This is a genomic window from Streptomyces showdoensis (assembly GCF_039535475.1).
Classification (GTDB): domain Bacteria; phylum Actinomycetota; class Actinomycetes; order Streptomycetales; family Streptomycetaceae; genus Streptomyces; species Streptomyces showdoensis.
In genome coordinates, this window is record NZ_BAAAXG010000026.1 from 514822 (window position 1) to 539367 (window position 24546).

Annotated in this window: 20 protein-coding genes; 10 read left to right on the forward strand and 10 right to left on the reverse strand. The window is 71.9% G+C overall.

Features of this window, described 5'->3' with window-relative positions; genetic code table 11:
* Positions 1-229: 229 nt before the first annotated feature.
* Positions 230-940, reverse strand: a complete 711-nt coding sequence (locus ABD981_RS14845; RefSeq protein ID WP_046909795.1) for a DUF1707 SHOCT-like domain-containing protein — start codon at positions 938-940, stop codon at positions 230-232.
* Between the two features lie 209 nt (positions 941-1149).
* Here ABD981_RS14845 and ABD981_RS14850 point away from each other — a divergent pair, with 209 nt between their 5' ends.
* On the forward strand, positions 1150-2820 hold the full coding sequence (locus ABD981_RS14850; protein WP_046909860.1) for a fumarate hydratase: 1671 nt from the start codon (positions 1150-1152) through the stop codon (positions 2818-2820).
* A 214-nt stretch (positions 2821-3034) separates the two neighbouring features.
* Positions 3035-3667: an HAD family acid phosphatase gene (locus ABD981_RS14855; protein ID WP_046909796.1), complete on the forward strand. Its 633-nt coding sequence runs from the start codon at positions 3035-3037 to the stop codon at positions 3665-3667.
* A 4-nt stretch (positions 3668-3671) separates the two neighbouring features.
* Here ABD981_RS14855 and ABD981_RS14860 read toward each other — a convergent pair whose 3' ends face one another.
* Positions 3672-4175 carry a dirigent protein gene (locus tag ABD981_RS14860; protein WP_046909797.1) on the reverse strand — a complete coding sequence of 168 codons (504 nt, stop codon included), beginning with the start codon at positions 4173-4175 and terminating at the stop codon, positions 3672-3674.
* 164 nt (positions 4176-4339) lie between these two features.
* The gene (locus ABD981_RS14865; RefSeq protein ID WP_046909798.1) at positions 4340-5869 is read right to left on the reverse strand and encodes a ricin-type beta-trefoil lectin domain protein; all 1530 of its coding nucleotides are present in this window, start codon (positions 5867-5869) and stop codon (positions 4340-4342) included.
* A gap of 142 nt (positions 5870-6011) precedes the next feature.
* On the opposite strand from ABD981_RS14865, the gene ABD981_RS14870 reads away from it, so the two are divergent.
* From ABD981_RS14870 to ABD981_RS14880, 3 genes are all read left to right on the forward strand, one after another.
* Positions 6012-7412: a class II fumarate hydratase gene (locus ABD981_RS14870; RefSeq protein ID WP_123954836.1), complete on the forward strand. Its 1401-nt coding sequence runs from the start codon at positions 6012-6014 to the stop codon at positions 7410-7412.
* Between the two features lie 76 nt (positions 7413-7488).
* Positions 7489-8154 carry a cytidylyl-2-hydroxypropylphosphonate hydrolase gene (gene fomD, locus ABD981_RS14875; protein WP_046909800.1) on the forward strand — a complete coding sequence of 222 codons (666 nt, stop codon included), beginning with the start codon at positions 7489-7491 and terminating at the stop codon, positions 8152-8154.
* Between the two features lie 322 nt (positions 8155-8476).
* Positions 8477-10327: a SpoIIE family protein phosphatase gene (locus ABD981_RS14880; RefSeq protein ID WP_345529470.1), complete on the forward strand. Its 1851-nt coding sequence runs from the start codon at positions 8477-8479 to the stop codon at positions 10325-10327.
* A 119-nt stretch (positions 10328-10446) separates the two neighbouring features.
* Here the strand turns inward: ABD981_RS14880 and ABD981_RS14885 are convergent, their stop codons facing one another.
* Positions 10447-12624: a transglycosylase domain-containing protein gene (locus ABD981_RS14885; RefSeq protein WP_046909802.1), complete on the reverse strand. Its 2178-nt coding sequence runs from the start codon at positions 12622-12624 to the stop codon at positions 10447-10449.
* Between the two features lie 230 nt (positions 12625-12854).
* Here ABD981_RS14885 and ABD981_RS14890 point away from each other — a divergent pair, with 230 nt between their 5' ends.
* The 3 genes from ABD981_RS14890 to ABD981_RS14900 are packed head-to-tail and all read left to right on the forward strand — an operon-like array spanning position 12855 to position 16401.
* Positions 12855-13379 carry a PadR family transcriptional regulator gene (locus ABD981_RS14890; RefSeq protein WP_046909803.1) on the forward strand — a complete coding sequence of 175 codons (525 nt, stop codon included), beginning with the start codon at positions 12855-12857 and terminating at the stop codon, positions 13377-13379.
* Positions 13376-14059: an ABC transporter ATP-binding protein gene (locus tag ABD981_RS14895; protein WP_046909804.1), complete on the forward strand. Its 684-nt coding sequence runs from the start codon at positions 13376-13378 to the stop codon at positions 14057-14059. The genes ABD981_RS14890 and ABD981_RS14895 overlap by 4 nt, the downstream gene beginning before the upstream one ends.
* Positions 14056-16401: an FtsX-like permease family protein gene (locus tag ABD981_RS14900; RefSeq protein WP_046909805.1), complete on the forward strand. Its 2346-nt coding sequence runs from the start codon at positions 14056-14058 to the stop codon at positions 16399-16401. The genes ABD981_RS14895 and ABD981_RS14900 overlap by 4 nt, the downstream gene beginning before the upstream one ends.
* An 84-nt stretch (positions 16402-16485) precedes the next feature.
* Here the strand turns inward: ABD981_RS14900 and ABD981_RS14905 are convergent, their stop codons facing one another.
* On the reverse strand, positions 16486-17421 hold the full coding sequence (locus tag ABD981_RS14905; protein WP_240495349.1) for a LysR substrate-binding domain-containing protein: 936 nt from the start codon (positions 17419-17421) through the stop codon (positions 16486-16488).
* 152 nt (positions 17422-17573) lie between these two features.
* Between ABD981_RS14905 and ABD981_RS14910 the strand changes: the two genes are divergently transcribed.
* Together ABD981_RS14910 and ABD981_RS14915 are read left to right on the forward strand one after the other, a co-directional pair.
* The gene (locus ABD981_RS14910; protein WP_046909806.1) at positions 17574-18128 is read left to right on the forward strand and encodes a peroxiredoxin; all 555 of its coding nucleotides are present in this window, start codon (positions 17574-17576) and stop codon (positions 18126-18128) included.
* Positions 18129-18130: 2 nt separating this feature from the next.
* Positions 18131-18664 (forward strand): alkyl hydroperoxide reductase, encoded by a 534-nt coding sequence (locus ABD981_RS14915; RefSeq protein ID WP_046909807.1) that lies wholly within the window; start codon positions 18131-18133, stop codon positions 18662-18664.
* A gap of 63 nt (positions 18665-18727) precedes the next feature.
* Here the strand turns inward: ABD981_RS14915 and ABD981_RS14920 are convergent, their stop codons facing one another.
* The 5 genes from ABD981_RS14920 to ABD981_RS14940 form a co-directional block, all read right to left on the reverse strand.
* Positions 18728-19408 carry a hypothetical protein gene (locus ABD981_RS14920; RefSeq protein WP_046909808.1) on the reverse strand — a complete coding sequence of 227 codons (681 nt, stop codon included), beginning with the start codon at positions 19406-19408 and terminating at the stop codon, positions 18728-18730.
* Positions 19405-20916, reverse strand: coding sequence for an AI-2E family transporter (locus ABD981_RS14925; protein WP_046909809.1), 1512 nt, complete (start codon positions 20914-20916; stop codon positions 19405-19407). Before ABD981_RS14925 ends, ABD981_RS14920 begins: the two co-directional genes overlap by 4 nt.
* Before the next feature lie 97 nt (positions 20917-21013).
* A complete protein-coding gene (locus ABD981_RS14930) occupies positions 21014-21706 on the reverse strand; it encodes an aggregation-promoting factor C-terminal-like domain-containing protein (protein WP_046909810.1) in 693 nt (230 codons plus the stop codon).
* A 360-nt stretch (positions 21707-22066) separates the two neighbouring features.
* Positions 22067-23389 carry an RNA 5'-3' helicase PhoH2 gene (gene phoH2 / locus ABD981_RS14935; RefSeq protein ID WP_123954822.1) on the reverse strand — a complete coding sequence of 441 codons (1323 nt, stop codon included), beginning with the start codon at positions 23387-23389 and terminating at the stop codon, positions 22067-22069.
* Between the two features lie 345 nt (positions 23390-23734).
* Positions 23735-24496 carry an isoprenyl transferase gene (locus tag ABD981_RS14940; RefSeq protein WP_046909812.1) on the reverse strand — a complete coding sequence of 254 codons (762 nt, stop codon included), beginning with the start codon at positions 24494-24496 and terminating at the stop codon, positions 23735-23737.
* Positions 24497-24546 lie beyond the last annotated feature (50 nt).

Here is a 24546-nt window from a genome sequence, read left to right on the forward strand (position 1 = left end):
TCCTGACGACGGCTTCGCGAGCGAGCGACGATGCACGAGCCCTACCCGCTGTGCGCGCGCCTATGCACTGCGTGCCCCGGAGTTCCGCAGCGCGGACACCGGACGGCGAATTCCGGTCACCCCCGGGAGCACGGGAGCGCCGGTGGGCCGGAGCACCGCCGGGCCGGAGCGGCGGAGCGCCGGAAGGAGGCCGCGAGGGCGCCGGCCGTCGTGACGGCGGCCCCGGGTGTCAGTCGCCGAGGTGCTTGCGCAGCTTGTCCTGGACGCGGCCCTGGAGGTCGGTGATCCACTTGCCGCGCTTGGGCTTGGCCTCGACGTTGCCGAAGACCGCGTAGCCGTTGACCACCACGAGGGGGGCCTGCGGGTCGGCGCCCTCCAGGGTCACCACCTCGAAGTTGCCGAAGATGCCGGTGCCGCTGCCGCGCAGGCTGATGTTCTCCGGGACGCGGACCTCCACGTTGCCGAAGATCGAGGTGGCGTTGATGGTGGTGAGCCGCTGGGCGAAGATCGCCTCGGTCAGGTCGATCTCGATGTTGCCGAAGAGCGAGAAGGCGTTGGTCTTGCGGCCGACCCGCCAGCGGCCCTTGCGGGTGGTGCTGGAGAAGACCGCGACCAGGTTGTCCGCGGCGCCCTCGGTGTCCTCCGGCCCGTACAGCGGAGCGGGTCCGGGCGCGGCGGCGGACCGGGCGGCCGGCAGGTCGCGCACCAGCGGCTCCAGCTCGCCCACGGTCTTGGCGCGGTAGACGGAGTCGATCCGGTCCGAGTGCTCCTCGGCGTCGATCCGGCCCTCGGCCAGGGCGTCCCTGAGGATGTCCGCGATCCGGTCCCGGTCGGCGTCCGAGGCCCGCAGCGACCCTTCCGGATCCGCGTAGGCGGGCCGGGGCGCGGGGGCGGGCTCGGCGGGAGCGACCGGCTGCTGGGGCTGCTTTTCGAGGTCCACGACCTCAGCCTAGCGAAACGCGATAGATCGCGACCAGGGGAGGTCGCCGTGGACGGGGGACGGGGTGCGGAATGCGCCATCGCGGAGTGGTCGCGGGCGCTAGTGAGCCTTACCTCACAGGATTCCGGCCGGGCCCGCGTCTTACGCTGGAGGGCGCGCCGCCAACGGAGGCGGCGCAGCTGTCTGCCGAGTGAGGAATGGCCGCCGTCATGCCTGAGTTTGCGTACTCCGATCTGCTCCCCCTGGGAGAGGACACCACGCCCTACCGCCTGGTGACCGCCGAGGGCGTCTCCACCTTCGAGGCCGACGGCCGTACGTTCCTCAAGGTCGAGCCGGAGGCGCTGCGCAAGCTGGCCGCGGAGGCCGTCCACGACATCCAGCACTTCCTGCGCCCGGCGCACCTGGCCCAGCTGCGGAAGATCATCGACGACCCGGAGGCGTCGAGCAACGACAAGTTCGTCGCCCTCGACCTCCTGAAGAACGCGAACATCGCCGCGGCGGGCGTCCTGCCCATGTGCCAGGACACCGGCACCGCGATCGTCATGGGCAAGCGGGGCCAGAACGTCCTCACCTCGGGCCGCGACGAGGAGGCCCTGTCCAAGGGCGTCTACGACGCGTACACCAAGCTCAACCTGCGCTACTCGCAGATGGCCCCGGTGACCATGTGGGAGGAGAAGAACACCGGCTCGAACCTGCCCGCGCAGATCGAGCTGTACGCGACCGACGGCGGCGCGTACAAGTTCCTCTTCATGGCCAAGGGCGGCGGCTCGGCCAACAAGTCCTTCCTCTACCAGGAGACCAAGGCGGTCCTGAACGAGGCCTCCATGATGAAGTTCCTGGAGGAGAAGATCCGTTCGCTCGGCACGGCGGCCTGCCCGCCGTACCACCTGGCGATCGTCGTCGGCGGCACGAGCGCCGAGTTCGCGCTGAAGACCGCCAAGTACGCCTCCGCGCACTACCTGGACGAGCTGCCGACCGAGGGCTCGGCCGAGACCGGTCACGGCTTCCGGGACAAGGAGCTGGAGGAGAAGGTCTTCGAGCTGACGCAGAAGATCGGCATCGGCGCGCAGTTCGGCGGCAAGTACTTCTGCCACGACGTGCGCGTGGTCCGGCTCCCCCGCCACGGCGCCTCGCTGCCCGTCGCGATCGCCGTCTCCTGCTCGGCCGACCGCCAGGCCGTCGCGAAGATCACCGCCGAGGGCGTCTTCCTGGAGCAGCTGGAGACCGACCCGGCGCGCTTCCTGCCGGAGACCGAGGAGGCGCACCTGGCCGAGTCGGGCGAGGTCGTGACGATCGACCTCAACCAGCCGATGGACGAGATCCTCGCCGAGCTGACCAAGTACCCGGTGAAGACCCGCCTCTCGCTGAACGGCCCGCTGGTCGTGGCGCGCGACATCGCGCACGCCAAGATCAAGGAGCGGCTGGACGCGGGCGAGGAGATGCCGCAGTACCTGAAGGACCACCCGGTCTACTACGCGGGCCCGGCGAAGACCCCCGAGGGCTACGCCTCCGGCTCCTTCGGCCCGACGACGGCCGGCCGGATGGACTCGTACGTGGAGCAGTTCCAGGCGGCGGGCGGCTCGAAGGTCATGCTGGCCAAGGGCAACCGGAGCAAGCAGGTCACGGACGCGTGCGGCTCGCACGGCGGCTTCTACCTCGGCTCGATCGGCGGCCCGGCGGCGCGGCTCGCGCAGGACTGCATCAAGAAGGTCGAGGTCGTCGAGTACGAGGAGCTCGGCATGGAGGCGGTCTGGAAGATCGAGGTCGAGGACTTCCCGGCGTTCATCGTGGTGGACGACAAGGGCAACGACTTCTTCCAGAACCCGGCTCCGGAGCCGACCTTCACGCACATCCCGGTGCGCGGCCCGGGTCTCGGCTGACCCGTACGGCTCCCGCTCCTCCGGCGCCCCTCGGTCCTTCGGGACCGGGGGGCGTTCGCGTGCGCTCCCGCGCACTCCCGCGCACTCCCGCGCGCTCCGGTGTCGATCTCCGCTCAGAAAGTGGCTACCGACCGGTATCCCCCGCGTCACTTACTGGCCAGTATTGGCCGCGAGCATGTCAACCATTGAGCCGGTCGACCCCTCGGGAGCCCCCATGTCCTCCGCCAGAGCCAAGGCCACGGCAACCGCCGCCGTCGCCCTGACCACCGCCCTCCTCGTCGTCGGCCCCGCGTCCGCCGCCTCCGCGGCCGATCCGGACACCCACGTGACGTCGACGGCCGCGATCCAGCACGTCGACTACACGACCTGGCGCCGTGACGTGGCCGCCGTGGTGGCCGAGGCGCGCCCCTACGTCGAGGCGCGCGCCGAGGACGCCGGCCGCGAGAAGCAGGCGATCGTCCTCGACATCGACAACTCCTCCCTGGAGACGGACTTCCACCCGTTCTGGGAACTGCCGACCCCCGCGATCGCCGACGTCCGCGCGCTGGTCCGGGACGCGCACGACCGCGGGGTGGCCGTCTTCTTCGTGACGGCCCGCCCCGGCATCATCCAGTCGCTGACCGACTGGAACCTGAAGCGGGCCGGCTACCCGGTCGACGGGCTGTACGTGCGGTCCCTGCCCGACCTGTTCGCCGAGGTCGGCGCGTACAAGACGGCCAAGCGCGCGGAGATCGAGGCCAAGGGCTACACGATCATCGCGAACATCGGCAACAACACCACCGACCTCGTCGGCGGCCACGCCGAGCGCACCTTCAAGCTGCCGGACTACGGCGGCAAGCTGTCCTGACCCGCTAGCGGGTGGCGATGTGGAAGTCCATCCGTGACCAGTCGCCGTCCGGGGTCGAACGCACCCAGCCGCGCGCGTTCTCGAAGTCGCCGGTGCCGCCGGTGATCGCGATGTCGAGCGCCGGCGGCGCCTCGTCATCGGGGTCCACGGCCGCGAGGGTCTGGAGCGCCAGCTGCCCGCCGGGGCCGCCGTTCAGTACGACGGTGCCCACGCACTGGAGGTCCATCGGGTCTCCGGTGCGCACCACGGCGCAGATCCCGCCGTCCCGGCCGACCTTGTCGCCGCCGGCGTCCTTGGTCTTGTAGAGGTCGTCGGCGAAGGCGAAGGACTCCCCGAGCTTCGGCGCGGGGGCGCTCTCGCTCGCCGTGGGGCCGGGGACCTCCTTGGCGTACAGGGTGAACTCGAAGCCGTCGCCGTTGTCGGCAGACGCCGGGGCGGCGGTGCCGAGGGCGAGGACGGCGGCCGTGCAGGCGCCGAGCGCGCCCATCCTCCTGAAGCTGCCGGTCATGTGCTGCCTCCCGCGAGGTGGCCGATCTCCCCGAGCACGCTTCACATTCTCCGACGGGTGCCTCGGCCTCGCCCGTTCGGGCGCACGCACGGGGCCCGGCCGGGCGCACGCGGGGGCCCGGCCACCCCCCTCGGTGGCCGGGCCCCTTCGTACGTTCGCGCAGGTCAGACGAAGCGCTGGTGGGCCGAGCCGGTGCAGGGCTGCAGCCGGATCGCCTCCTTCGCCGCGCCCTGGGTCAGGCACAGTCCGGTCGCCGCGGCCGGGCGCAGGGTGTCGCCGTCGCGGACGAAGCGCTGGTTGGCGCCGCCGTGGCAGTTCCACACGATGAGCGCGGCGCCGGCCGCGTAGTTCGCGCCGGGGACGTCCAGACAGCGGTCCTGGGTGAGCCCGGTGTGCAGGGTCCGGCGGGCGGAGTCGTACCACCAGTTCTGGTTGCGGCCGCCGTGGCAGTCCCAGCCGAGGACGGCGGTGCCGTTGGCCGACTCGGAGGCGTTGACGTCCAGGCAGTTGCCGGTGGCGGCGTTCTTCAGCGGCTTGTACGCGTCGTCCCAGGCGAGCGGGAAGAGCGTCGGGGTGCCGCTGGAGTCGACGTCGGCGCAGCTCGCCTCGCGCAGGCCGGACCCGTAGATCTGGGTCAGACAGGACGCGAAGGCGCCGTGGCCCCGGTAGTTGGGGTGGAAGGACTGGCGCACGGAGTTCTCGTCCGGGGTGCCGGGCTTGGAGAGGTCGATGTAGAGGCCCCGGGCCCAGGTGTCCTCCATGCAGACCTCGTGGCCGTGGAAGAGCCGCGAGTTGTCCAGGTAGACCGCCCCGGTGTCGGCCGCCGCCTTGCGCATGCCGCGCTCGAAGGCGGGGACGGCGGTGTTGCGGCCCCACTTGGTGTCGGAGTCGTAGCCCAGGCCGCCGCAGGCGAGCTTGCCGGGGAAGTTCGGGTTGTCGTTGAAGTCCGGTCCGATGGGGCTCGGGTAGCCCATGAGGACCAGCTTGTAGTCCCCGTCGGCGTACCCGGCGTCGCGCATCACGCTCCGCAGGTCGCGGACGGTCTGCTCGACCTTGGGGACGAGGCCGTCGACGCGGGCCTGCCAGCCGGGCGCGTACACGGGCTCGCAGGCGCCCTGGAGGAGCAGGTAGCGCTGGACGCAGTCGGTCATGACGGGGCCGAACTGGAGGTCGTCGTTGGCTCCGGCGACGAGCAGCACCATCTTGATGTGGGTGTTGCGCGCCTTGACGGCCAGGTTGTCGCTCTGGACGAGCTCGTCGGCGTACTGCTTCGAGCCGCCGATCCGGATGTTGCCGGTGTACGCGCCGGAGCAGGCCACGTTGAACGTGAGGTCCGCGGGGATCCCGGTGCGGTGGATGGCGGCGTCGGGCGAGCGGTGGCACCAGTTGCTGGGGCCGTTGGTCGGCGACTCGTAGCTGCCGACGCCCTCGCCGGAGATCTCGCTGTCGCCGAGGGAGATCAGGCCCGTCTTGCGCTGTGCGAGCGGGCGCTCCTCGGGGCTGCCGTAGATCTTCGTGGCCTCGGCGGCCCGGATCGCCTCCAGCTGCGGCGGGAGCGGTACGGAGGTGATCTGGGCCGTGCCGCTCGTGTCGGCCGCGCCGGCGGGGGTGGCGGCCGTCATGCTGCCGAGGGCCGCCGCCGCAGCGGCGACGGCCGCCATCGGCCAGCGGAGTCTGTACCTGGTGCGCCTCATTGCGCCTCCTGGAAGTGGGGTTACCCACGGTTTTTACTGGCCGGTAAGCGACTTGGGAATACGTCGAACAAGACAAGTGCTCATGTTTTTCAGGGGGTTCGGGAGGTCGCCCCCGACCAGCACAGCCAGGAGGATGACGAAGATGAACGACGAAGCCGGCTACCGGATCGAGCACGACTCCATGGGCGAGGTCCGCGTCCCCGCCCACGCCAAGTGGCGCGCCCAGACCCAGCGCGCGGTGGAGAACTTCCCGGTCAGCGGCCAGCGCCTGGAGCGCGCCCACATCGCCGCGCTGGCCCGGATCAAGGCCGCCGCCGCGAAGGTCAACGCCGAACTCGGGGTGCTCGACGAGGAGGTCGCGGGGGCGATCCGGGCGGCCGCCGAGGAGGTCGCCGAGGGGCGCTGGGACGAGCAGTTCCCGGTCGACGTCTTCCAGACCGGCTCCGGCACCTCGTCCAACATGAACACCAACGAGGTCATCGCCACCCTGGCGACGGAGCGCCTCCCCGAGGGCCGCGACGTGCACCCCAACGACCACGTCAACGCCTCGCAGTCCTCCAACGACGTCTTCCCGTCCTCGATCCACATCGCCGCCACCGCCGCCGTCACCCACGACCTGATCCCCGCGCTCGGCCATCTGGCGGACTCCCTGGAGCGGAAATCGGCCGAATTCGCCGAGGTGGTGAAGTCCGGCCGGACCCACCTCATGGACGCCACTCCGGTGACCCTCGGCCAGGAGTTCGGCGGCTACGCGGCCCAGGTGAGGTACGGCGCGGAGCGGCTGCGCGCCTCGCTGCCCCGGCTCGCCGAACTCCCCCTCGGCGGCACCGCGGTGGGCACCGGCATCAACACCCCGCCGGGCTTCTCCGCCGCCGTCATCGCCGAGGTCGCCCGGACCACCGGACTGCCGCTGACCGAGGCCCGCGACCACTTCGAGGCCCAGGGCGCCCGGGACGGACTGGTGGAGACGTCCGGGCAGCTCAGGACCATCGCGATCTCCCTCACGAAGATCGCCAACGATCTGCGCTGGATGTCCTCGGGACCGCGCACCGGCCTCGCCGAGATCAACCTGCCGGACCTCCAGCCGGGCTCGTCGATCATGCCGGGGAAGGTGAATCCGGTCATCCCCGAGGCGGTCCTCATGGTCGCCGCCCAGGTGACCGGAAACGACACCACGGTGGCGGTCGCGGGCGCGGCCGGGAACTTCGAGCTCAACGTCATGCTCCCGGTGATCGCCAAGAACCTCCTGGAGTCGGTCCGGCTGCTCGCCAACGCCTCCCGCCTGCTCGCCGACCGCACGGTCGACGGGATCACCGCCAACGTGGAGCGGGCCCGCGAGTACGCCGAGTCCTCGCCCTCGGTGGTCACCCCGCTGAACAGGTACATCGGCTACGAGGAGGCCGCCAAGGTCGCCAAGAAGTCGCTGGCCGAGCGCAGGACGATCCGCGAGGTGGTCCTGGAGTCCGGGTACGTGGAGCGGGGCGACCTCACCCTGGAACAGCTCGACGAGGCGCTCGACGTCCTCCGGATGACCCGGCCCTGACCCGTTCTCGCCTACCGCTGACTCATCCGTGACCTTCGCCGCAGCGGTGCCGGGGGCGCGCCCCTAAGATCTGCGCATGACAGGATCCGGCCGCCCCCAGCACTGGGCGCCGGGGGATCACATCCTCTGGCGCTACCGCGACAACGCCACCGGCGACGTGCACATCTGCCGGCCGGTCACCGTCGTGCAGGACACCCCGGAGCTGCTCGCGGTCTGGATGGCGCCCGGCACCGAATGCGTCAAGCCGGTCCTGACCGACGGCACCCCCGTCCACGAGGAGCCGCTGGCCACCCGGTACACCGCGCCGCGCACCACCACCCGCGCACACTGGTTCGGCACCGGCGTCCTCAAGCTGGCCGCGCCCGGCGACCCGTGGTCCGTCTGGCTGTTCTGGGAGCGGGGCTGGCGCTTCCGCAGCTGGTACGTGAACCTGGAGGAGCCCCGGACCCGCTGGTCCGGCGGCATCGACTCCGAGGACCACTTCCTCGACATCTCCGTCTATCCGGACCACAGCTGGCTGTGGCGGGACGAGGACGAGTTCGCCCAGGCCCAGCGGGCCGGCCTGATGGACCCGGCGCAGGCCGCCCGCGTCAAGGCGGCGGGCCGGGCCGCCGTCGAACTGATCCACGCCTGGGGGGCGCCGTTCTCCGACGGCTGGGAGAACTGGCGGCCCGACCCGGCCTGGCCGGTGCCCCGGCTCCCCGCCGACTGGGATCTCACCCCGGCGCAGACCGTGCCATGAGACCCTTGATGCGCCCCCCGGGTGCAACCGTAGGATCGTCCTCCGCAAGCAGTCGATCATCGACGCCCCACCCGGAGCCCCACCGAACGGCACGTCAACCACCGAACACGGCGCAGGAACTGACCGCAAGTCATCCATGAGTCCTCATGAGGGGGAGAGCAGTGCCCGACGTGCGCCCGGGTGTCCGCACCCCCTTCGCCGCCCCTGCCCGCACGGCGTCCACATCCACGGCGCGCCGGGGGTTTAGCCCTGCCGAAGGCGCGGCATCGGCGAGAAGAGCGAGTGCAGCGCACCACCGGCCCGGACGGACGGAATCCCAGGCGTGACGGAGCATCCCACCTCCCACGAAGGCCGCAAGGCGATGGCCGCCCGGCCGCAGGAAAGCGCTCGCCCCCGTCAGGAGACGGCGGCGACGGCGGCCGCGGCCGCCGTCGCGGTGCCCGCACCCGCCCCCGGCGGCGGGAACGGGACAGACGGAGCCGCGGCCCGGCGCGAGGGCGACCGGCTGCGGTTCGTGGGCGCCGCGACGCGGCGGATCGCGCGCGGCCTCGACCTGGACGAGATCGTCCTCGGCCTGTGCCGGGCGACCGTGCCGACCTTCTCGGACGCGATCCTCGTCTATCTGCGCGACCCGCTGCCGGTGGGCGACGAGCGCCCGGCGGAGCCCTTCGTGCTGCGGCTGCGCCGCACCGACCGGCTGCGCTTAACGGACCTGGAGGGCGAGGAGCTGGTCCTCGTCCCCGACCCCGACCCGACCCCCGCGGCGGAGCTGTGCGAGGTCCGCTCGGGCAGCGCGCTGGCCGAGGTGCTGCGCGGGGTCCGGCCGGTGCCCGGCGACTCCGCGGCCGCCCGGGCGGCGCTCCCCGAGCTGCTCGGCCCCGAGCACCCGGTGCCCGGCGGGCAGCGGGCCATACTGGCGCCGCTGCGCGGCCGGCGCCGGGTGATCGGCGCGGCCGTGTTCCTGCGCCGCCCGGAGCGGGCCGGCTTCGAGCCGAACGACCTGCTCGTGGCGGCCCAGTTGGCGACCCACACGGCCCTGGGCATCGACAAGGCGGTGCTGTACGGGCGCGAGGCGTACATCGCGGACGAGCTCCAGCGCACCATGCTGCCGGACTCGCTGCCGCAGCCGACCGGTGTCCGGCTCGCCTCGCGCTACCTGCCGGCGGCCGAGACGGCCCGGGTGGGCGGCGACTGGTACGACGCGATCCCGCTGCCCGGCAGCCGGGGGGCGCTGGTCGTCGGCGACGTCATGGGCCACTCCATGACCTCGGCGGCCATCATGGGCCAGCTGCGCACGACGGCGCAGACCCTGGCCGGGCTCGACCTGCCGCCGCAGGAGGTGCTGCACCACCTGGACGAGCAGGCCCAGCGGCTCGGCGAGAACCGGATGGCCACCTGCATGTACGCGGTGTACGACCCGGTCTCGCACCGGATCACCATCGCCAACGCGGGCCACCCGCCGCCGATACTGCTGCACCTGGGCGGCCGGGCCGAGGTCCTGCGGGTGCCGCCGGGCGCGCCGATCGGCGTCGGCGGGGTGGACTTCGAGGCGGTGGAGCTGGACGCGCCGGCCGGGGCCACGCTGCTGCTGTACACGGACGGTCTGGTGGAGTCCCGGCTGCGGGACGTGTGGACCGGGATCGAGCAGCTGCGCGAGCGGCTGGCGGCGACCGCCCAGCTCACCGGACCCGACCACTCGCCTCCGCTGGAGGCGCTCTGCGACGACGTGCTCGACATGCTGGGTCCGGGCGACCGGGACGACGACATCGCGCTGCTCGCGGCCCGCTTCGACGGGATCGCGCCGAGCGACGTGGCGTACTGGTTCCTGGAACCGGAGGACGCGGCGCCGGGCCGGGCCCGGCGGCTCGCGCGGCGGGCGCTGGAGCGCTGGGGCCTGGAGGAGCTCTCGGACTCGGTGGAGCTGCTGATCAGCGAGGTGGTGACCAACGCGGTGCGGTACGCGGAGCGTCCGGTGACGCTGCGTCTGCTCCGTACCGACGTGCTGCGCTGCGAGGTCGGCGACGACTCCCCGCAGCTGCCCCGGCAGCGGCGGGCGCGGGACACCGACGAGGGCGGGCGCGGCCTGTTCCTGGTGAACCGGCTGGCCCGGCGGTGGGGCGCGACCCGGCTCTCGGGCGGCAAGGTGGTCTGGTTCGAGCTGGCCACGCGCTGAGGCCGTACCGGAGGCCCGGCAGGACCGGGTGGGACCGACGGACCGGACAGGACCGTCGGAGACGTACGAGAAAGGCGACGGCCGGGCCCCTGTGCGGGGGGCCCGGGCGTCGCCTCGTCTCACTGGCCGTCGAGGGCGCCGTTGCCGTCCGGCGGCGGCTCCGTCGTCGGCTCGTCCGTCTTCGTCGGCGGCGGCTCCGTCGGAGTCGTGGCCGTCGAGGTGGGCGGCTGGGTCGGCGTCGTGGCCGTCGAGGTGGGCGGCTGGGTCGGCGTGGTGGCCTCGTCGCTCGGCGTCGTGGTCGGCGTGGGCGACCCGGTGGTCTGGGTCGGCGTCGGGGCCGTGCCGTCGCCGCCGGAGGTGCCGTCGGTCTGCAGGTCGAAGCCGGCGTCCGAGCCGCCGCCGAGCGCGGCGGTGGTGTAGGCGCCCCAGATCTGCGCGGGGGTGCGGCCACCGTTGGCACGGCCCGGGTTGATGGTGTCGGTCAGGGTGACCTGGTTGCCCTTGGCGTCCTCGCCGAAGAGGCCGACGGCGGTGACCAGCTCGGGGGTGTAGCCGACGAACCAGGCGGAGCGGTTGTTCTCGGAGGTACCGGTCTTGCCGGCCGCCGCGTAGTCACCCGCGGCCCGGAAGCCGGAGCCGGACTGGACGACCCCCTGCATGGCCTTGGTGGTGGTGTCGGCGGCCTCGCGGCTGATCACCCGGTCGCCGATCGACTTCACCGGCTCGGCCTTGCGGTCCTTGTGCTCGGCGGACTTCACCAGGGTCGGGGTGACCTTGACGCCGTGGTTGTCGAGGGTGGCGTAGGCGCCCGCCATGTCCATGGTGGAGGCGCCCATGACGCCGAGGGACATCGACGGGGTCGCGCCGAAGTCGACGCCGTCCTTCATGCCGAGGCCGATCGCGGTCTGCTTGACCTTGGTGGGGCTGACGTCGACGATCATCTGGGCGTAGACCGAGTTGATCGAGCTGTTGGTGGCCTTCTGGACGCTGACCGGGCCGTAGCTCTGGTTGTCCTCGTTCTCCGGGGCGAACGGGACGGAGCTGCCGACGACCGGGCGCTTGCTGGTGCCGTCGTAGATCGTGCCGAGGCCGATCTTGCGCCCGTCCTGGGTCTCGGCGTCGTTGTCGATCGCGGAGGCCAGGACGAGCGGCTTGAAGGTCGAGGCGGGCTGGTAGTCGCGCCGGGTGGCGTTGTTGGTCCAGTGCTCGGTGGCGCCGATGCCGCCGTACAGGGCGACGACCGCGCCGGTCTTCGGGTCGACGGAGGTGGCGCCGGCCTGGACGCCGGCCTGCTTCTTGCTGCCCTTGCGGTCCAGCTTGTCCTCGAGCTCGTCGTCGACGGCCTTGACGAGGGCCTTCTGCTTCTTCTCGTCGATGTTGAGGGTGATGGTCCAGCCGCCGGCCTTCAGGTCCTCCTCGCTGACGCCCTGGCGCATCAGCTCCTGGTTGGCGGCCTCGACGATGTAGCCGCTCTGGCCGCTCATGCCCTTGGGTGCCTTGGGCTTCTGCGGGACGGGGAACTTCATGCCGGCGCGCTTGCCGGCGTCGAGCCAGTTCTCGCCGACCATGTTGTCGAGGACGTAGTTCCAGCGCTGCTCGACGAGCTTGCGGCCCTCCGGGCTGGCGGAGGTCCAGTCGTACTGGCTGGGGGCCTGGAGCAGGGAGGCGAGGTACGCGCCCTGGGCGACGTTCAGCCTGCTCGCGTCGACGCCGTAGTAGGCCTGGGCGGCGGCCTGGATGCCGTAGGCGTTGCGGCCGTAGTAGCTGGTGTTCATGTACCCGGCCAGGATCTCGGGCTTCGACATGTTCTCGTCGACCTTGATCGCGATGACCATTTCCTTGAGCTTGCGCGTCGCGGTCTGGTCCTGGCTCAGGTAGTAGTTCTTGACGTACTGCTGGGTGATCGTCGAGCCGCCCTGCTTGGCCTTGCCCGTGAGGGTGTTCCACGCGGCGCGGACGGTGCCCTTGATGTCGACGCCGTTGTCCTTGTAGAACGTCTTGTTCTCGGCGGCGACGAAGGCCTTCTGGACGTCCTGGGGGACCTGGTCCAGGCCGACGATCTCGCGGTTGATCCGGCCCGTGCGGGCCATGACCTTGCCGTTGGAGTACTTGTAGACGTTGCTCTGCAGCGTCGCGTCGGCGTTGGCGGTGGGCACCGGGACCATCACGTAGACCGTGTAGAGGGCGCCCATGACGAGCAGGCAGCCCACGAAGAACGTGCCCAGGAGTTTCTTCCAGGTGAAGAGGCGGCGTATGCGCCCGCCCTGCTTCGCCTGGCTCTTGCCCGTTCGGCCCATGTCTTCCGTCGCTCCGCTCGTCGTGGAATCAGCTTGGAAAGCTAACACCGCCCATGGAGACAAAGGGCGATCGATCCGTATTTTCCGGACGTGAGAATCAGCACCTGCTCCCGAGGGAACCGACGCTCGGGAGCGCCGGATGGTTGTGTGCCGCCGGTCACAATCCGCACGCACGGGGGTGCGACCAGCGCTATACATCGTGCGTATACACCCCATGTACAGTGGCGCACATGTCCATCGGTCACACCCTTCTCGGGCTCCTGGAGTCCGGTCCGCGCCACGGCTACGACCTCAAGCGCGCCTTCGACGAGCGGTTCGGCCACGACCGGCCGCTGCACTACGGGCAGGTCTACTCGACCATGTCCCGGCTCCTGAAGAACGGCCTCGTCGAGGTCGACGGCATCGAGGCCGGCGGCGGCCCCGAGCGCAAGCGGTACGCCATCACCGAAGCCGGCATCACCGATGTCGCCGCGTGGCTGGCCACCCCCGAGAAGCCCGAGCCCTACCTCCAGTCGACGCTCTACACCAAGGTCGTCCTCGCCCTGCTCACCGGGCGCGGGGCCGCCGAACTCCTCGACGTCCAGCGCACCGAGCACCTGCGCCTGATGCGCGAGCTCACCCGGCGCAAGAAGGACGGCGACCTCGCCGACCAGCTGATCTGCGACCACGCCCTCTTCCACCTGGAGGCCGACCTGCGCTGGCTGGAGCTCACCGCCGCCCGCCTCGACCGGCTGGCCGAGGAGGTCCGCCGATGACCGCCGAACCGCTGCTCAGGGCGAGTGGGATCGACAAGGCCTACGGCCCGACCCCGGCGCTCGCCGGGGCCGACTTCAGCCTGCGGGCCGGGGAGGTCGTCGCCGTGATGGGCCCCTCCGGCTCCGGCAAGTCCACCCTGCTCCACTGCCTGGCCGGCATCGTCCGGCCCGACGCCGGGACCATCCACTACGACGGGCGCGAGCTGACCGCCCTCACCGACGGGCAGCGCAGCGCCCTGCGCCGCGCCGACTTCGGCTTCGTCTTCCAGTTCGGCCAGCTGGTCCCCGAGCTCACCTGCGTCGAGAACGTCGCCCTCCCGCTGCGCCTGAACGGCGAGCGGCGCAGGAGCGCCGAGGAGAAGGCGCGCACCTGGCTGACGCGCCTGGAGGTCGAGGACGTGGCCGGCAAGCGCCCCGGCGAGATCTCCGGCGGCCAGGGCCAGCGGGTCGCCGTGGCCCGCGCGCTCGTCACCGCCCCGCGGGTGATCTTCGCCGACGAGCCGACCGGCGCGCTCGACTCGCTCAACGGCGAGCGCGTGATGGCGCTGCTCACCGACGCCTCCCGGGACACCGGCGCCGCCGTCGTCCTGGTCACCCACGAGGCCCGGGTCGCCGCCTACTCCGACCGTGAGGTCGTGGTCCGCGACGGCTCCGTACGGGACACGGAGTGGGCGGTATGAACCTGCGGACCTGGGCGCGCGACCTGGCCCTCGGCGCGCGATTCGCCGTCACCGGCGGCCGCGGCGGCTGGATCCGTACGGCCCTGACGGCGACCGGCATCGGCTTCGGCGTGGCCCTGCTGCTGGTGGCCGCGTCGCTGCCGAACATGCTGTTCCAGCGGGAGGTGCGGGAGTCCGCCCGGGTGCCCGATGCCAGCTACGAGGTGGCCGAGCCGGCCGCCGACACCTTTCTGCACGTGGGCCACCACACCGAGTACCGGGGCGCGGCCGTCACCGGCCTGCTGCTGCGCCCCGAGGGCGAGCGCGCCGCGGTGCCGCCGGGTGCCGCCGCGATACCGGGCCCGGGCGAGATGCTGGTCTCCCCCGCCCTCGGCGAACTGCTCGGCTCCTCCGAGGGGGCGCTGCTGCGCGAGCGGCTCCCGTACAAGACCGTCGGCACCCTCGGCGAGGACGGGCTGATCGGCCCGGGCGAACTGCGCTACGTGGCCGGCAGCTCCACCTTGACCACGGACAACTACGACGGCCGCGGCCGGACGTACGGCTGGTCGGTGCCCGAGGAGCCGGCGAACGCCTTCCTGCTCCTGCTGGTCGTCATCGGCTGCGTGGTGCTGCTGCTGCCGGTGCTGGTCTTCATCGCCACCGCCGTGCGCTTCGGCGGCGAACAGCGCGACCGGCGGCTCGCGGCGCTCCGGCTGGTCGGCGCGGACACCGCGATGACCCGGCGGATCGCGGCCGGCGAGTCCCTCGCGGGGGCCGTGCTCGGACTCGCCGCGGGCGGCCTGCTCTTCGCCGTCGCCCGGCAGTTCTCGGGCTCCGTGAAGTTCTGGGACGTCAACGCCTTCCCGTCCGACGTGTCCCCGCTGCCCTGGCTCGCCGCGCTGATCATCGGCGCGGTGCCGGTGGCCGCCGTCGCGGTCACCCTCTTCGCGCTGCGCGAGGTCGCCATCGAGCCGCTCGGCGTCGTCAGGACCACCGTCCCGCGCCCGCGCCGGCTGGCCTGGCGGCTGGTGCTCGTGCTGGCGGGCGCCGCGCTCCTCGTCCCGTCCGTCTCGGGCGTGGAGTTCGACGAGACGCAGATCGACACGGTCTGGATCGCCGCCGGCGCCACCCTGTCCCTGATCGGCCTCACCACGCTGCTTCCCTGGCTGGTGGAGGCCCTGGTGAAGCCGCTGCAGGGCGGCCCGGTGGCCTGGCAGCTCGCCGTCCGCAGGCTCCAGTTGAGCAGCGGCGCCGCCGCCCGCACGGTCAGCGGCATCGTCGTCGCGGCGACCGGGGCGATCGCCCTGCTGATGCTGTTCCAGGCGATGCAGCAGGACTTCATGCGGCCCACCAACCAGGACACCGCCCGCGCCCAGATGCAGACCCGGGTGCACGCCCGGGACGGGGACACGGCCCGCCGGGCGGTCGACAGGCTGGCCACGACCAAGGGCGTCACCGGGGTCGCCGGTGTCATCGAGTCCAGCGTGTGGCGGTCCGGTCCGGCGCCCCGGGGCGAGGACGTCGGCGGGATCACCGCGGCCTTCGTCGGCGACTGCGCCTCGCTGCGGGAACTCGCCGCCCTGCCCTCCTGCACGGACGGCGACGTGTTCATCGCCCTCACGCACGGCAAGGCCGGCCCCGACGACGCCTGGGTGACCGCGACCGCGCGACCGGGGGCCCAGGTGGCGCTGCGCGAGCGGGTCCGCGGCAAGGCCGAACCGCCCACCTGGCGCATCCCGGCCTCCGCCCGCGTGGTGGACTCGCGCCCGGACCCGATGGGAATGATGCAGTTCGGTGTCCTCGCGACCCCCAAGGCGCTCGACGCGGCCCGGCTGGACGCCCCCGTCGCCAACGTCATGATCCGCATCGACTCCGCGGTGCCGGACGCGCCCGAGCACGTACGCAACACGGTCGCCGCCCTCGATCCGCTGACCCGGGTCGACACCCTGCGGAACATGGAGCGCGACGCCCAGTACTCCAGCGTCCGCACCGGGATCCTGGTGGGCGCCACGCTCACCATGCTGCTCGTGGCGGCCTCGCTGCTGGTCACCACCCTGGAGCAGCTGCGCGAGCGGCGCCGGCTGCTGTCCTCGCTGGTCGCCTTCGGCACCCGGCGCTCCACGCTGGCGTGGTCGGTGCTGTGGCAGACGACGGTGCCGATCGTGCTCGGGCTCGCCCTCGCGGTGGCCGGCGGGCTCGCCCTCGGCACGGCGCTGCTGCGGATGATCGGCAAGTCGGTCGAGGACTGGTGGGTCTTCCTGCCGGTGGCGGGCGTCGGCGCGGCCCTGATCGCCGCGGTGACGCTGCTGAGCCTGCCGCTGCTGTGGCGCCTGATGCGGGCGGACGGGCTCAGGACGGAGTAGGCGGGGTGCCGGAGCGCGCCGGGGATCCGGGGGGATTCCCGGCGGGCGGCGCGCCCCGGGCGCGTACGGGTGGGCGCGGGGTTTTCAGGTCCCCGCGCCCACCACCCGTACCGGCAGCCGCTTCATCGCGTCCCGCAGCGCGGCCGCCAGCTGCTCGAACTCGGACTGGCGGGCCGCCCCCGTGCGCATCGCGAGGGCGATCCGGCGGGACGGGGCCGGGGCGGCGAAGCAGCCGGTGTGCAGGGCCGGGTTGCGGGCCGTCTCGACCTTCACCGCGGTCCGCGGCAGCAGCGTCACCCCGAGGCCGCCCGCGACCAGCTGGACGAGCGTCGACAGGCCGGCGGCGGTCGTGGTGACCGGCGCCCCCTCCGTGCGCCCGGCCTCCCGGCAGATGTCGAGGGCCTGGTCGCGCAGGCAGTGCCCCTCGTCCAGGAGCAGCAGCTTGAGCTCCTTGAGCGCCTCGCGCGGGATGTCGACGCGTCCGGCGAGCGGATGCCCCTCGGGCGCGACCAGGACGAAGTCCTCGTCGAAGAGCGGGAGTTCGGTGACCCCGGGCGCGCCCAGCGGCACCGCGAGCAGCAGCAGGTCGAGCCGCCCGGCGGCCAGCCCGTCGAGCAGCGAGGAGGTCTGCTCCTCGTGGACCTGGAGGTCGAGCTCGGGGTAGCGGGTGTGGACGAGGCGCAGCACGGTCGGCAGGAGGTAGGGCGCGACCGTCGGGATGACCCCGAGCCGCAGCACGCCGGTGAACGGCGCCTGGGCCGCCTCGGCCTCCTCCATCAGCTCGCCCACCGCGTCGAGCACCGCGCCGGCCCGCACCGCGAGCCGCTCCCCCGCGGGCGAGAGCAGTACCTTGCGCGTCGTACGCTCGAGGAGCTGGACACCGAGTGCCTCTTCGAGGGCCGACACCGCGCCCGAGAGCGCCGGCTGGCTCATGCCGATGGCCGCCGCCGCGTCCCGGAAGTGGAGATGCTCCGCGACCGCCGCGAAGGCTCTGAGCTGGGACAGGCTGGGTTGCTTCACACGCCGGGCCGGAATCACTGATAACCACCTTCGATCAACCTGAGCCAGTCTAGCTATTTCACTGATCAATGCACTCCGTGCCATGCTGGGGATCCGTCCAACCCCTCACGGAAGACCTCAAAAGGGACCCTTCCGAACTGCAAGGAGAGCGCGTGCTCACTGTCGGTGACCAGTTCCCCACCTACGACCTGACCGCCTGCGTGTCGCTGGAGAGCGGCAAGGAGTTCGAGCAGATCGACCACAAGTCCTACGAGGGCAAGTGGCGCGTGGTGTTCTTCTGGCCGAAGGACTTCACCTTCGTCTGCCCCACCGAGATCGCCGCCTTCGGCAAGCTGAACGACGAGTTCGCCGACCGTGACGCCCAGATCCTCGGCGTCTCCGGTGACTCCGAGTTCGTGCACCACGCCTGGCGCAAGGACCACGCCGACCTGCGTGACCTGCCCTTCCCGATGCTGGCCGACTCCAAGCACGAGCTCATGAGCGACTGCGGCGTCCGCGGCGAGGACGGCTTCGCCCAGCGCGCGGTCTTCATCGTGGACCCGAACAACGAGATCCAGTTCACCATGGTGACCGCCGGCTCCGTCGGCCGTAACCCCAAGGAGGTCCTGCGGGTGCTGGACGCCCTGCAGACCGACGAGCTGTGCCCGTGCAACTGGAACAAGGGTGAGGACACCCTCGACGCCGGCGCGCTCCTGGCCGGTGAGTGAGCATGGCGCTCGATGAGCTGAAGGCCGCCGTCCCGGACTTCGCCAAGGACCTGAAGCTGAACCTCGGCTCGGTCATCGGCAACAGCGAGCTCCCGCAGCAGCAGCTGTGGGGCACGGTGCTCGCCTGCGCGATCGCCTCCCGCTCGCCGAAGGTCCTCAAGGAGCTGGAGCCCGAGGCCCAGGCCAACCTGAAGCCCGAGGCGTACCAGGCCGCCAAGGCCGCCGCCGCGATCATGGCGATGAACAACGTCTTCTACCGGACCCGGCACCTGCTGTCGGACCCGGAGTACGGGACGATGCGCGCCGGTCTGCGGATGAACGTCATCGGCAACCCGGGCGTCGACAAGGTCGACTTCGAGCTGTGGTCGCTGGCCGTCTCCGCGATCAACGGCTGCGGCCAGTGCCTGGACTCGCACGAGCAGGTCCTGCGCAAGGCCGGTGTCGACCGCGAGACGATCCAGGAGGCCGTGAAGATCGCCGCGGTCATCCAGGCGGTCGGCGTCACGCTGGACGCCGAGGCGGTCCTGGCCGAGTAGGGCCGGTCCGCGACGCAGGAACCAGGAGGGCCCCGGGGCGCAGCACGCCCCGGGGCCCTTCGGTCATGTCCGGAGCGCCGCCAGCAGCTCGTTCATGTCCTCGACGAGGTAGGTGCGGGTGGCGGCCGGGTCCAGCCGGGGCGGCTCGGGCTGCGGGCCCTCGCCGTCGTAGGTCAGGACCGGGGAGAGCCCGAGCTGGACGACGGCCTGCCCGTCCAGGACGTGCAGCTCCATCTCGCCGCCGTCGTTGTTGTCCTTGAGGTACCCGATCTCGCCGACCCCCGAGACGCGGTCGCCGATGCCCTGGAAGGGGTCGTTCATCCGGGCCTCGAACTCCGGGCGCGGGTCGGTGGCCCGGTGCAGCGTGTAGCTGACGTTGAGCTGGTACGGGACGGGCTTGGCGTCCAGGGTGACCACGCACTCCGCCCGGAACAGGGCGGGGTGGTCGAGGACGAGCGGGTTGGTCGTCTCGCCCTTGCCGCCGAAGGCCGAGGAGAGCCCGGGGAGCCGGGCCTTCCGGCAGGGGTCCTCCTCCGCCCGGTAGCCCCTCAGATCCGGTCCGGCGCCGCTCTCGCCCCGGTCGTACGCGACGAGTCCGCCGGCCCAGACCGCCGAGGCGGCGACGGCGCCGCCGAGCGCCCACAGCCAGGGGCGGCGGGGCCCGGGCCGCTTCGGCTCGACCGGCAGCGGCTCCAGGGCGGCCGGGAACTCCGCGCCGCCGACCAGCTCCGGTTCCGAGATCATCCGTCCACCCGCTCGACCGTGCCCGGCGCCGGGGTCGGCGCGACCCCGTACGCGGTGGCGCCGCGCGGCTCAGGTGCGGCCCGCAGGGCCTGTTCGTGGCTGTACGCGCGGAGGTAGCCGACCACCGTGTTGGCGACGGCGACCAGCGGGACGGCGACGACGGCGCCGCCGATGCCGGCGGTCAGTCCGCCGGCCGCGACCGCGAGCACCACCGCGAGGGGGTGCACCCGGACGGCCCGGCCGAGGATGAACGGCTGGAGGACGTGGCCCTCGATCTGCTGCACCGCGAGCACCACGACGAGCACCATCAGGGCGGTGAACACCCCGTTGGTGACGAGCGCGACGACGACGGCGAGGGCCCCGGAGAGCACTGCGCCGACCATCGGGATGAAGGCGAAGAGGAAGATGAAGACGGCCAGCGGCACGGCCATCGGCACGTCGAGGAAGTAGAGCCCGAGGCCGATGAAGACGGCGTCGATCAGGGCGACGAGCACCGTGCCGCGGACGTACGCGGTGAGGGTGCGCCAGGCGCGCGGGCCGGCTCCGGCGACCCCGGGCCGGGCCTGCGCGGGCACCAGCTTCAGCGTCCACTCCCAGACCTTCTTCCCGTCGTAGAGCAGGAAGAGGGTGGAGAACATGGCGAGCAGGATGCCGGTCATCGCCTCGACGACCACGGTCACGCCCTGGAGTCCGGCGGAGGTGATCTGCTCGGCGTTGGCGCCGATGGTGTCGCTGAGGTTCTTGGCGATGTCGTTGATCTGCGACTCGGTCACGTGGAACGGGCTGTCGAGGAGCCAGCGCTTGAGTTCCTCGATGCCGTCCCGGACCTGGTCGGACAGGTTGTCGATGTTGTCCATCACCTGCCAGACCACGAACCAGCCGACCAGGCCCATCACGACGAAGCCGGAGACGGCGGTGACGGCGGTGGCGAGGCCGCGGGGCAGGCCCTTGCGGCGCAGCAGGGCGACGGTGGGCTGGAGCAGCGCGGTGATGAGGAGGGCGGCGACGAAGGCGAGCACGACCAGCTGGACGGAGCTGATCACCTTCATCAGCACCCAGACCGTGCCGGCCAGGACGAGCAGCCGCCAGCCGGCCTCGGCGGCGACCCGCATGCCCCACGGGATCGCGGCGACCGGGTCGGGGCGGGCGGCGACGGCGGGCGCGTAGGCGGGCGGCGCCGGGACGGAGGCCGTGGCGGGCGCGGCCTCGCCGGGCTCCGCGGCCGGTCCGGGGCCCTGGCCCGGGTCCGGGTGGTGGTCCTTGTCGGGGCGGGCCCGCGGGGCCGCCTCGGGGTCCGCGACGGCCACGGCGGAGGCCGGGGGCGCGGACCCGGACGCGGCCGGGGACGCGGAGCCGGACGAGGGGGCGTACGCCGGGACGTCCGGGAGGACGTACGGCGGGCCCAGCGGGTCCTCGCGTTCGGCCTGCGCGCGGCGCTCGTCAAGGCGCTCGCCCATGCGGCTGAAGCTCTCGCCCAGCCGGTTCAGCCATCCTGGCAGTCTCGACATGCTCTTTTCCCTCTCCCCCTCCGAATCCCCGAACCTACACGCACGCAGCCCCCCACCGTAGGACGGCGAGGGGCTGCGCGAAGTTGAGCGGCCGGTACTAGTACCAGCGGTTGGCCTGCCAGAAGGACCAGGCGCCGCACGGGCTGCCGTAGCGGCCGTCCATGTAGCTCAGGCCCCACTTGATCTGGGTGGCCGGGTTGGTCTGCCAGTCGGCGCCGGCCGAGGACATCTTCGAGCCGGGGAGCGCCTGGACCAGGCCGTAGGCACCCGAGGAGGCGTTGGTGGCGCGGTAGTTCCAGCTGGACTCGTGGTCCACGATGTTGCTGAAGCACTGGAACTGGTCGGCCGGGATCATCTGGCGAGCCATCGCCTTGACCTCGGAGACGCTGTACGAGCCCTGGGCGGAGAAGCTGCTGGCGTCGCGCAGCGCGGAACGGCTGGCGCGCTCGGCCTCGTCCTTGCGCTCCTGCTCGGCCTTGTCGGCAGCCTTCTTCTTGGCCTCGGCGTCCTTGGCGGCCTGCATGCGGGCGGCTTCCTCTGCGGACTTGCGCACGAGGGAGTCGGCGGCAGCGGCCTGCACGTCGGCCTGCTCCGAGAGGGAGGAGACCTGTACCTGCGCCTGGTCGCCCGCGGGAATCTCCGCGAGCAGCGTGGTGTCGGCCGCGGTGGCCTCGAAGTTGTCGTCCGCGGGCTGCGCGGCGTTGCCCGAGGCGACGCCGACGACGGCGCCGACGGTGGTGACCGCAGTGGCCGAAGCCACCGCGAATCCCCGGACCGAGATCCGGCTCACACGGTTTCCTTCCAGCATCGCCCGTAGAGGTGACCACGCGGGCGAAATCGTGCCCCTGGCGCTGGTCTCCGAACTGCTGGGTCACAGAAGACACGGGCCCGTGGTGCTGTGGGCGGCATACGGCTGACGGCTGTTCAGTTGTGTGGTGCCGCACCCCTGAGGGTGCACGTGTGCCGTATGCGGGGCCTGACGGAAGCAAGACTCTGCCGGACGCCCGTACCGCAAGGCAATTCCGTACTGCGTGTGAAAGCTCACACCTGAACAGGTGCACGGGTTTTGGCCGATACGGCGGACAACACGACGCCGCCCGGCTAAGCTCCTGCGCTTTGCCGGGCGGCGCCAACTGCGGTGCGATTCGGGTCAGATCTGCCCGTCCTCCAGCATTTCGGTCACGAGCGCGGCGATCTGCGAGCGCTCGGAGCGGGTGAGCGTGACGTGCGCGAAGAGCGGATGCCCCTTCAACTTCTCGACCACGGCGACGACTCCGTCGTACCGCCCGACCCGCAGGTTGTCGCGCTGGGCGACGTCATGGGTCAGGACCACCCGGGAATTCGCCCCGATCCGGGACAGAACGGTCAACAGGACGTTCCGCTCCAGGGACTGGGCCTCGTCCACGATGACGAACGCATCGTGCAGCGAGCGGCCGCGGATGTGGGTGAGCGGGAGCACCTCCAGCATCCCGCGGCCGAGCACCTCCTCGATCACCTCGCGGCCCGCCACGGACGAGAGGGTGTCGAAGACCGCCTGGGCCCAGGGGCTCATCTTCTCGGCCTCGGTGCCGGGCAGGTAGCCGAGCTCCTGGCCGCCGACCGCGTACAGCGGACGGAAGACCATCACCTTCTGGTGCTGACGGCGCTCCAGGACCGCCTCCAGGCCCGCGCAGAGCGCGAGCGCCGACTTGCCGGTGCCGGCCCGGCCGCCCATCGAGACGATGCCGACGTCCGGGTCGAGCAGCAGGTCGAGCGCGATCCGCTGCTCGGCGCTGCGGCCGCGGATCCCGAAGGCCTCCCGGTCGCCGCGCACCAGCCGGACGCCGCCGTCGGCCGCGACCCGGCCGAGCGCCTTGCCGCGCTCGGACTGGAGCACCAGACCGGTGTGCACGGGCAGCTCGGCCGCCTCCGGCACGTACAGCGTCTCCTGGTCGTAGAGGATGTCGATCTGGTCCGCCGAGAGGGCCAGCTCGGACATGCCCGTCCAGCCGGAGTCCGTGATGGCGAGTTCCGCCCGGTACTCCTCGGCGAGGAGCCCGACCGAGGACGCCTTGATGCGCAGCGGCAGGTCCTTGGAGACGACCGTGACGTCGTACCCCTCCGCCTGCAGGTTGCGCGCGACCGCGAGGATCCGTGAGTCGTTGTCCCCCAGCCGGTAGCCCGCCGGGAGGACGCCGGGGTCCGAGTGGTTGAGTTCGACGCGGAGCGTGCCGCCCAGCTCCCCGATGGGGAGGGGGGAGTCGAGGCGCCCGTACCGGACCCGGAAGTCGTCGAGGAGGCGCAGGGCCTGCCGCGCGAAGTAGCCGAGCTCGGGGTGGTGCCTCTTGGCCTCCAGCTCGGTGACCACGACGATCGGGAGCACGACCTCGTGCTCCTCGAAGCGGGACATCGCGCTCGGGTCGGCCAGCAGGACGCTGGTGTCGAGAACATAGGTGCGCCTGTCGGACAAGCGGCGCTTAGTGCTGGTCACCACGGAAGGACAGACCCCCTTCGAGCACCCCTGTGAGGTCGGGGTGCGACGGCTCCGCCCACGGTGGAGCCGCCGTCGCTGCGGAATGGGACCGGGCTCAGGCCGCGATGCGCGGGCCGAGCTCCGGCCCTCCGCTTCGTCCGTACATGTCCTGCACGGTCGTCCTGGTGCAAAGGGCCTCCCGGGTGGCGGTCTCCGTGCCGCTCACTTCACCAGGGATATGCCCTCGAACACACGCCGTCATGCCGAGGCATATGACGGCGTGTTCGTGAACAAGGGGTGACAGGAGGTGCGGCTGGTCCCGGGGGTCCTGGGGGTCCGCGTGGTCCGGGTGGGGCCGTCCGCGGCTCAGGAACCGAAGCGGCGGTGCCGGGCCGCGTAGTCGCGCAGCGCGCGCAGGAAGTCGACCTTGCGGAAGGCCGGCCAGTGCACTTCACAGAAGTAGTACTCGGAGTGCGCGCTCTGCCACAGCATGAATCCGGACAGCCGCTGCTCGCCGCTGGTGCGGATCACCAGGTCCGGGTCGGGCTGACCGCGGGTGTAGAGGTGCTCGGAGATGTGCTCGACGTCGACGATCTCGGCGAGCTCCTCGAAGCTCGTCCCCTTCTCCGCGTGCTCCAGGAGCAGCGAGCGGACCGCGTCGGCGATCTCCTGGCGGCCGCCGTAGCCCACCGCGACGTTCACGAGTATCCCCGTGTTGTCGTGGGTGGCCTGCTCGGCCTCCTTCAGCACGGACTGGGTGCGGGCCGGCAGGAGGTCCATGGTGCCCACGTGGTGCACCCGCCAGCGGCCGTCGGCGGCGAGCGCGCGGACCGCTCCCTCGATGATCGCGAGCAGCGGGACCAGCTGCTCCTCGGGACGGTTCAGGTTGTCGGTGGAGAGCATCCAGAGCGTGACGACCTCGACGTCCGTCTCGGAGCACCAGCCGAGCAGTTCCTGGATCTTGTCCGCGCCGGCCTTGTGACCCTGCTCGGGGGTGCCGCCGGCGGCCTTGGCCCAGCGGCGGTTGCCGTCGAGGATGACACCGATGTGCTTGGGCACCTGGGCGTGGTCGAGTCGGCCTTCCACCCGGCGTGCGTACAGCCCGTACACCAGGTCACGCAGGTTCACCGTTCTTTACCCCTCCATGAGTGTCGGCCCCCCGAAGCCGCCACATTACT